Annotated in this window: 9 protein-coding genes; all 9 read left to right on the top strand. The window is 61.8% G+C overall.

Going from position 1 to position 8,301, the window contains the following annotated elements; genetic code table 11:
- A partial coding sequence (locus GNZ12_RS41455; RefSeq protein ID WP_172318405.1) for an aldo/keto reductase occupies positions 1 to 565 on the top strand: 565 nt, incomplete at its 5' end.
- A gap of 277 nt (positions 566 to 842) precedes the next feature.
- Positions 843 to 1,595, top strand: coding sequence for a glutamine ABC transporter substrate-binding protein GlnH (glnH, locus tag GNZ12_RS41450; RefSeq protein WP_172318403.1), 753 nt, complete (start codon positions 843 to 845; stop codon positions 1,593 to 1,595).
- A gap of 64 nt (positions 1,596 to 1,659) precedes the next feature.
- Positions 1,660 to 2,316 (top strand): glutamine ABC transporter permease GlnP, encoded by a 657-nt coding sequence (glnP, locus tag GNZ12_RS41445; RefSeq protein ID WP_172318401.1) that lies wholly within the window; start codon positions 1,660 to 1,662, stop codon positions 2,314 to 2,316.
- Complete coding sequence (gene glnQ / locus GNZ12_RS41440; RefSeq protein WP_172318399.1) at positions 2,313 to 3,041, top strand: glutamine ABC transporter ATP-binding protein GlnQ; 729 nt, start codon at positions 2,313 to 2,315, stop codon at positions 3,039 to 3,041. The genes glnP and glnQ overlap by 4 nt, the downstream gene beginning before the upstream one ends.
- 347 nt (positions 3,042 to 3,388) lie before the next feature.
- On the top strand, positions 3,389 to 4,651 hold the full coding sequence (locus GNZ12_RS41435; protein ID WP_172318397.1) for an ABC transporter substrate-binding protein: 1,263 nt from the start codon (positions 3,389 to 3,391) through the stop codon (positions 4,649 to 4,651).
- A 129-nt stretch (positions 4,652 to 4,780) separates the two neighbouring features.
- Complete coding sequence (locus GNZ12_RS41430; RefSeq protein WP_172318395.1) at positions 4,781 to 5,650, top strand: branched-chain amino acid ABC transporter permease; 870 nt, start codon at positions 4,781 to 4,783, stop codon at positions 5,648 to 5,650.
- Positions 5,647 to 6,606 (top strand): branched-chain amino acid ABC transporter permease, encoded by a 960-nt coding sequence (locus GNZ12_RS41425; RefSeq protein ID WP_328806169.1) that lies wholly within the window; start codon positions 5,647 to 5,649, stop codon positions 6,604 to 6,606. Before GNZ12_RS41430 ends, GNZ12_RS41425 begins: the two co-directional genes overlap by 4 nt.
- Positions 6,607 to 6,664: 58 nt before the next feature.
- A complete protein-coding gene (locus GNZ12_RS41420; RefSeq protein WP_172318393.1) occupies positions 6,665 to 7,414 on the top strand; it encodes an ABC transporter ATP-binding protein in 750 nt (249 codons plus the stop codon).
- Positions 7,415 to 7,496: 82 nt separating this feature from the next.
- Complete coding sequence (locus tag GNZ12_RS41415; RefSeq protein ID WP_172318391.1) at positions 7,497 to 8,207, top strand: ABC transporter ATP-binding protein; 711 nt, start codon at positions 7,497 to 7,499, stop codon at positions 8,205 to 8,207.
- Positions 8,208 to 8,301: the final 94 nt, after the last annotated feature.

Raw genomic sequence — 8,301 nt, 5'->3', positions numbered from 1 at the left:
TTTGATCCAGCAGGGCAAGGTCAAGCATTTCGGTCTCTCCGAAGCGGGCGCGAAGTCGATTCGCCGTGCCCACGCCGTGCAACCGGTGGCGGCACTGCAAAGCGAGTATTCGATGTGGTGGCGTGAACCGGAAGAAACGGTGCTCCCGACCCTGGAGGAACTGGGCATCGGCTTCGTTCCGTTCAGCCCGCTCGGCAAGGGTTTCCTCACTGGCGCCATCGACGCGAACACCGCGTTCGACAAAACCGATTTCCGCAATATCGTGCCGCGCTTCTCGGAAGAAAACCGCAAGGCCAATGCGAGCCTCATCGAGGTGCTGGGCCGGATCGCCGACGGCAAAGGCGTGACGCGCGCGCAGATCGCTCTCGCCTGGTTGCTGGCGCAGAAACCGTGGATCGTGCCGATTCCCGGCACCACCAAGCTGCATCGACTGACAGAGAACGTCGGCGCGGCTGCCGTCGAACTGTCGGCCGACGATCTGTCCGCCATCGAAGCCGCTCTGCGAGCGATCAAGGTGGTCGGCGACCGGTACCCGGCCCACCTGCAGCAGCGCGTGGATCGCTAATGTGACTGGCGTGCCCGGCGTGCCTGCGCGCCGCCTGACAGCCGATCTGGCGCAACGCCTGGATCGACACCGCAAACGAAAAAAAACAAATGTTGTCGATCCATGGTTTTCATCAACGAAAATAGCTGTTGCCAAATTTTTTGTTGTCGTAGTATCCGCCTTGGCAACACATGTTGCCATATAGGCGGGTTGTGCATCGCATGTTGCGACGGCGCCCGGTGTCCGTCAGCCGTCCCTTGACCCTGTCAGGGGCATTGCCCACCACCGCGGAGAAGTTATGGGACGTCGCTCCTTCCTCATGTCTATGGTTGCTGACGCCATGCTCGGCACAACCGTTGCCCACGCCGACAACAAAGAACTCATCGTCGGCACCGACACCTCGTTCATGCCCTTCGAATTCAAGCAGGGCGACAAGTACGTCGGCTTCGATCTCGACCTGTGGGCGGAAATCGGGAAGGATCAGGGCTGGAAATACACGATTCAGCCGATGGATTTCGCCGGGCTGATCCCGGCCCTGCAAACACAGAACATCGACGTCGCGCTCTCAGGCATGACGATCAAGGAAGAACGCAAGAAGGCGATCGACTTCTCCGACCCGTACTACGACAGCGGGCTCGCCGCGATGGTGCAAACCGGGAACACCAGCATTAAATCGATCGACGACCTGAACGGCAAAGTCATCGCGGCTAAAACCGGTACCGCCACCATCGACTGGATCAAGGCGCATCTGAAGCCCAAGGAAATCCGCCAGTTCCCGAACATCGACCAGGCCTATCTCGCACTGGAGGCGGGCCGGGTGGACGCCGCCATGCACGACACGCCGAACGTGCAGTATTTCGTCAACACCGCCGGCCAAGGCAAGGTGAAGGTCGCCGGCACGCCGGTCAGCGGAGACAAATACGGCATCGGTTTCCCGAAGGGCAGCCCGCTGATCACCAAGGTCAACCAGGAGTTGATCAAGATGAAAGCCGACGGCCGCTACGCGACGCTGTACAAGAAGTGGTTCGGTTCCGAGCCGCCCAAGTCGTAATCGTCATCAGCAGGACGCGCAGCGAGATCCGCTGCGCGCGAGACGACTCGACCAGGAGCGGTGTGTGGAATTCGATTGGTCAGTTATCTGGACTGCGCTTCCAGACTTGATGGACGGCGTGAAATTGACGGTGTTCATTGCGTTCGTGGGACTGGTCGGCGGCTTTGTCGTCGGCGTCATAGCCGGCACGTTCCGCGCGTACGGCCCCCTTGCGCTGAACGTCATAGCGCAGGTCTACATTGAACTCATTCGCGGCACGCCGATTGTGGTTCAGGTGATGTTCCTTTACTTCGCGCTGCCACTGCTCGCGCACATCAGGATCGACGGGCTCACTGCCGCCATCATCGCGATCACGGTGAATTCGGGGGCCTACCTTGCCGAGGTCGTACGCGGCGCCTTGCTGTCCATTCCGAAGGGCTTGATGGAAGCCGGCCTCGCAATGGGATTGTCGATGCCGCGCGTGCTGCTGAAAATCGTCGGACCGTTGGCGTTCCGCCGGCTGATTCCGCCACTGGGCAATCAGTGCATCGTGAGCCTGAAGGATACGTCGCTGTTCATCGTCATTGGCGTAGGCGAACTGACGCGCCAGGGCCAGGAAATCATTGCAGGGAATTTTCGCGCGGTTGAAGTCTGGTCTGCCGTCGCGGTGATTTATCTGGTCCTCACCGGCGTGATGACACTGTCGTTGCGTCTCGTTGAAAGAAGGATGCGCATTCTATGAGCATGGTCGAATTCCAAAGCGTCTCAAAGAGCTTCGGCCACGTGCCCGAGCTCAAGGACATCGATCTTCGTATCGAAAACGGCGAGGTCGTGGTGATCGTTGGGCCCTCGGGCTCGGGAAAATCCACGCTGCTTCGCTGCATCAATGCGCTCCAAAAAATTAGCGGCGGCGAATTGCTTGTCGATGGTTTGAGCGTCAAAGGCAATACGTCGGACATCCGCGGCATTCGCCTCGAAGCCGGCATGGTGTTTCAGCAGTTCAACCTGTTTCCGCAGATGACCGCGCTCGAAAACGTCATGTTCGGTCCCATTCAGGTGCGCGGCGCGTCGCGTGCCGAAGCGCGTGATCAGGCGATGGCGCTACTCGACAAAGTCGGTCTGGAGTCGCGGGCCAACCACTATCCGTCTGAGTTATCCGGTGGACAACAGCAGCGGGTTGCCATCGCCCGTGCGTTGGCGATCAAGCCGAAGCTGATGCTGTTCGACGAGCCGACGTCCGCGCTCGATCCTGAGCTTAGTCACGAAGTCCTCAAGGTTATGCAAGATCTCGCGATGGAAGGCATGACGATGATCGTGGTGACGCACGAGATTGGCTTCGCGAAGCGGGTGGGGACACGCCTGCTGTTTATGGACAACGGCGGCATTGCGGAAGATGGCGAGCCGGCGGCGCTAATTGACAACCCGCCTACGCAGCGCTTGAGGGACTTCTTGAAGCATGTTGCGTAAGCAGCGCATGCGTTGGATGCCGGAGTCAGTTCGCTAGCGCGGCCTGATTCCGGCGTTCGTACGCATCCCGAAACTAGATAAGACATCCTGGCGCTATGCGAATTGGAAGGCAACGCAGAATGGCTGTAACTGGCCGAACCCCGTCCGACGACAAACGTCCGTAGACGCCCCCAACCCGTCGTTGGCATGTCGCGAAAGCGGATGTCCGTTAGCTGACGGGTGGTAAAACGATATCTTGTAGATCCCATCTAACAAGATCAAGATTGTGATGACCGAGGATTCTCACGCCTCGGTTCAGGATTCAGGCGTTTGACCGGTTCGACGTGAATAAATCAGGGAGAACCCCTATGAAAACTCCGGGTCAGATTCGCGCCGTTAGTCGTCGCACGGTGCTCAAGGGGGCCGCTGCTGCTGCGGCGTTGCAGCTCGCCTCGCCCTTCATCATCAAGGCACGTGGCGAGACACCGCTGCGCATCGGCATGGTCGATCCGTTGACCGGTGTTTATGCTGCAGTTGCACAGAATGAAGTGATGGGCGCCAGGCTCGCCGTGCAACAGATCAATGCCAACGGCGGCATTCTCGGCCGCCCCATCGAGCTGCTGGTGGAAGACTCGGCGAACGACGTCGGCACCGGCGTGCAGAAGGCGCGCAAGCTGATCGATCGCGATCAGGTCACGTTTCTGATCGGGGACGTGAATTCCGGCGTCGCTCAGGCAATCGCCCAGGTCACCAACGAGAAGAAGGTGTTGCACATTGTCTCGGGCGGCCACACCGACACGATCACGGGCAGCGATTGCAAGTGGAACGTATATCGCGTCTGCAATACGACAAGCATGGAGGCCAACGCGGTCGCCGACATCCTCTTCACCAAGTACGGAAAGAAGTGGCATTTCATTACGCCGGACTACGCCTACGGCCATACGCTGCAGAAGGCCGCGCTGGCGGACTTGCAAAAGCTCGGTGGCACGATGACCGGCAACGAGCTCACGCCGCTCGGCACGACCGATTTCTCTGCATACCTGATCAAGGCCCGCGCGGCCAACCCCGATGTTCTGCTGGTGCTGCCGCAAGGTTCCGACATGGTCAACTGCCTGAAGCAGATCGCGCAGTTCGGCATCGGCAAGCAGATCCACGTTGCCGGGCTTCAACAGGAGCTCGAATCGCTCGAGGCAATGCCGCCGGAGGCGCGCGTCGGCATCTGGATGTTCGAGTGGTACTGGAAGCAGCCGGGTGTCCCGGGCGTCGAGAAGTTCGTCGCCGACATCCGCAAGATGAACGGCGGCAAAGTCCCAACTGCGCGCCACTGGTTCGGCTACACGTCGGTTCATACGCTCGCCGCGGTTGCCAACAAGGAAAAGAGCCTCGATGCGAAAAAACTCGCCGAGGCGCTCGGCGGGTTCGAACTCGCGGACGACGTCAAGCTGCAGCCCAACAAGTGCTACTACCGCAAGGGAGACCACCAGCTGATGACCTCGGCGTTCGTCGGCGAAGCGCTGTCCCAGCCGGCGGGCGACCCGGAGGATCTGTTCCGTGTCGAACGCGTGGTCGCCGGCGACAAGACTGCGCCGCCCGAGACGGCCACCGGATGCCAGCTGCAGTGGCCGGCCTGATCCCGAAGACAATGTCCGCGCGTTAGTGCCGGAAGCCGTTCCCATGACACCGACACGCGTGCGAGGCAACACAGCTGCCAAGGCTGCACGGCGCGGCCCATGCACGGGTTGCGTCAGGGGATGCGCGCGATGACTCAACTACTCCTTTTCAACGTCACCAACGGGCTGATCATCGGCGCGTTTTACGTGCTGATGGCGCTTGGCCTGTCGCTCATTCTCAACTTGAGCAACGTGATCAACTTCGCCCATGGCGGCTTTCTCGTGATCGGCGGTTACATTGCCTATACGATCACGCCGTATGTCGGGTTCTGGGGGGCATTGCTGATCGCGCCGATATGCACGGCCGTCATCGGTCTCGCCGTCGAGCGGGTGCTGATCCGGCGAGTCTACGGGCGCGACCCGCTCTACAGCCTGCTGCTGACGTTCGGCCTTGCCTTCATGATCGAGGACGGCACTCGCTTCATCTGGGGTGCACAGGGCAAGCCCGTGACCATTCCGCCCGCGTTGGCTCAGCCCTTGAGCAACGATCTCTTCTTTATTACCGGCTACCGCCTGTTCATGGTCGGCACCGTGACCATCGCGGTTGCACTGCTCTTCATGCTGTTGCGCTATAGCCGGCTCGGCATACGCATCCGCGCCGGCACGCTCGACCTCGAGACCGTCGCGGCGCTCGGCATCAACGTGGGCAGACTGCGCGCGCTCAATTTCGCCGTCGGCATCTATCTCGCCGGTCTGAGCGGCGTGCTCGCCGCGGGCCAGCTCGGGCTGGAGCCGACGATGGGAACCGGCCTCCTGATGCCGAGCTTCATCGCTATCATCGTCGGCGGCGTTGGCAGCCTCACCGGTACGCTGCTCGGCGGCTTGCTGATCGGCGTCGCTTCAGGCATCACCGCCGTGTTCCTCCCCGCGGCGAGCGAGGCCATCATGTACGTGCTGATGGCTGTGGTTTTGCTGATCCGGCCGCGCGGCCTGCTCGGCGAAGAGGGAATGATGACGTGAGCGACTACCTCCACCCTCCCCGGCTCGTCGTCATCGCAGCGCTCTGGGCAGTGCTCTTGCTGGCACCCTACTGGATGCCGCTGCTCGGCGGCTACACCGCGCTCGGGACGCGCGTACTCGTGCTCGGACTGGCAGCCATGTCGGTGAACTTCCTGCTTGGCTTCACCGGTGTGCTGTCCTTCGGACACGCGGCGTATTTCGGGCTCGGCGCTTACGGCGCAGGACTCGCGCTGAAGTTTCTCGCCCCGAGCACACCACTCGCGCTGCTGTGCGGCACGCTGCTCGGCGGCATTGCCGGCACGCTGCTGGGCGCGCTCATCGCACGGCGACGCGGCGTCTACTTCGCAATGGTCACCATCGCGTTCGGGCAGGTCTTCTACTACATCGCCTTCCAATGGAGCTCCGTCACCGGCGGCGACGACGGGTTGCGCGGCTTTTCGCGCCAGCCGCTCGATCTCGGCGTCGCCCGAATCGACATCCTGTCGAACGCAAACGCGTTCTACTACTTCGTGCTGGTTTGCCTTGCGTTGGCGATCGGCGTGATGGGTTTCATCCTGCGCTCCCCGTTCGGGCGCACCATGATCGCGATCCGCGAAAATGAGCGGCGTGCGCGCTTTCTCGGCATTCCCGTCGATCGGCATATCTGGATCGCCTTCACACTGTCCTGCTTCTTCATGGGGTTCGCCGGTGCGCTCTACGCTCTCCTGAACAACTTCGCCGATCCGCGCGGGCTGCACTACAGCCAGTCGGGCGATTTCGTGATGATGGCGGTCATGGGCGGCATGCGCAGCTTGTGGGGGCCACTGCTCGGCGCCGCGGTATTCGTCGTGCTGCAGGATTATCTTTCGAGCATCACGGTTAACTGGATGTCGTTCGTCGGCATGCTGTTCGTCGCGATCGTGCTGTTTTTCCCGCGCGGGCTGCTCGGCTTCATTCAGCGCAGGAGCGACTCATGAGCACCGCCCGGCCGCCCAAAGGCGCTCGCACCGCAGTGCGGAGCACGGAGGTTACCCAATGAGCGTGCTCGAAGTCAGGCGCGTCAGCAAGCGCTTCGGTAGCCTGGCGGCGGTGCGCGACGTATCGCTCACGGTCGAGAAGGGCGAGCTGCGCGCTGTCATTGGGCCGAACGGCGCCGGCAAGACCACCTTCTTCAATCTCATCAGCGGCTTTTTCCCGCCGAGCATGGGAACGATCGTGTTCGACGGACTCGACATCACGGCGCTTTCTGCGTATCGGCGCGTTGCGGCCGGCATCGCTCGCACGTTCCAGATCACCGAGATTTTTCCCGAACTGACGGTATTCGAGAACGTGCGCATCAGTGCGGAGGTGACGGAAGGTTTTCGCCTGCGCCCGTGGATCAGCAGCACCGAGCGGGCGCGGGTTCGTCGTCACGTCGAAGAGACGCTCGAGCTCACGGGTCTTGCCAGTAAATCGCACCGGCTGGTCGGAGAGCTGCCGCACGGTGACCAGCGGGTTGCCGAGATCGCGATGGCACTGGCGCTGCGGCCGCGCTTGCTGCTGCTCGACGAGCCCACCGCCGGCATGGGCGATCAGGAGACTCAGGAGATTACGCAACTCGTGCGCCGCCTGCACAGCGACGGCAATTTCACCATCGTGCTGATCGAGCATGACATGCGCGTGGTCTTCCATCTGGCAGATCGAATCACGGTGCTCGACCAGGGCAGCCTCCTCGCCGAAGGTTCGCCAGAGGAGATCGCTTCCAACGAGGCCGTACAGGCCGCCTATCTGGGTAACGCAGCATGAGCGCCGCGCCGGACCGCTCCAGGCAAGCTCACGCCTCCTCGGGGGGCAGCGAGGACACGAAGTGCCGAGCGTGGGGGCTCAAATGAACGCCGCACTGATCGCCGAAGGGCTGCATACCTACTACGGCAAGAGCCATATCCTGCATGGCGTGAGTCTCGAAGTGGCGGAAGGCCGGATCACGGCATTGCTCGGTCGCAATGGAGCCGGCAAGACCACGACATTGCGCACCCTCGTGGGTTTGACGCCCGCTCGCCAAGGGCGCGTGACGATCTTCGGGGCGGATACCACGCGCTGGCCGACCTTCCGAATCGCCGCGAGCGGCGTCGGCTATGTGCCCGAGGGGCGAAGAATCTTCGCCAATCTCAGCGTCGAGGAAAATCTGAAGGTCCCGCTGGAGCGCAGCGGACCATGGACAATCGCGCGGATCTACCAGCTGTTTCCACGCCTCGCCGAGCGCAAGTTCAGCCGCGGGCGCCTGCTATCCGGCGGAGAACAGGAGATGCTATCGATTGCCCGCGCACTCCTGCTCAATCCCCGGCTGCTCATTCTCGATGAGCCATCGCAAGGCTTGGCCCCGCTGATCGTTCGGGAGGTGTTTCGAGTCGTGTCGCAGATGCGCGCTGAGGGAATTTCGGTACTCCTGGTGGAGCAAAACGCACGCGTGAGTCTAGAGATCGCCGACTATGCTTACGTGCTGGACGATGGCGGCATCGTCTATTCGGGAGACGCGGGCGCGCTCGCCGCCGATGAAAGCCGGGTACGAGCCCTAACCGGCGCCAGCGCGGAGCAGTGAACACCGTTATAACCAGCCCACCGTTCTCGTTGCCACCACGACCGAGCCCTCTCCTGTCCGCGATGCGAAGGATACCGTATCGATACAGATCGTC

The organism is Paraburkholderia solitsugae (genome assembly GCF_013177695.1).
In the GTDB taxonomy this organism is placed as follows: Bacteria; Pseudomonadota; Gammaproteobacteria; order Burkholderiales; family Burkholderiaceae; genus Paraburkholderia; species Paraburkholderia solitsugae.
This window is presented reverse-complemented; position numbering and strand designations above follow the sequence as displayed.

What these genes read in the sequence shown, in the direction of transcription:
- GNZ12_RS41415 (WP_172318391.1), top strand. Translation starts at nt 7,497, where the DNA reads ATGAACGCCGCACTGATCGCCGAAGGGCTGCATACCTACTACGGCAAG.
- GNZ12_RS41430 (WP_172318395.1), top strand. Translation starts at nt 4,781, where the DNA reads ATGACTCAACTACTCCTTTTCAACGTCACCAACGGGCTGATCATCGGC.
- GNZ12_RS41420 (WP_172318393.1), top strand. Translation starts at nt 6,665, where the DNA reads ATGAGCGTGCTCGAAGTCAGGCGCGTCAGCAAGCGCTTCGGTAGCCTG.
- glnQ (WP_172318399.1), top strand. Translation starts at nt 2,313, where the DNA reads ATGAGCATGGTCGAATTCCAAAGCGTCTCAAAGAGCTTCGGCCACGTG.
- GNZ12_RS41435 (WP_172318397.1), top strand. Translation starts at nt 3,389, where the DNA reads ATGAAAACTCCGGGTCAGATTCGCGCCGTTAGTCGTCGCACGGTGCTC.
- glnH (WP_172318403.1), top strand. Translation starts at nt 843, where the DNA reads ATGGGACGTCGCTCCTTCCTCATGTCTATGGTTGCTGACGCCATGCTC.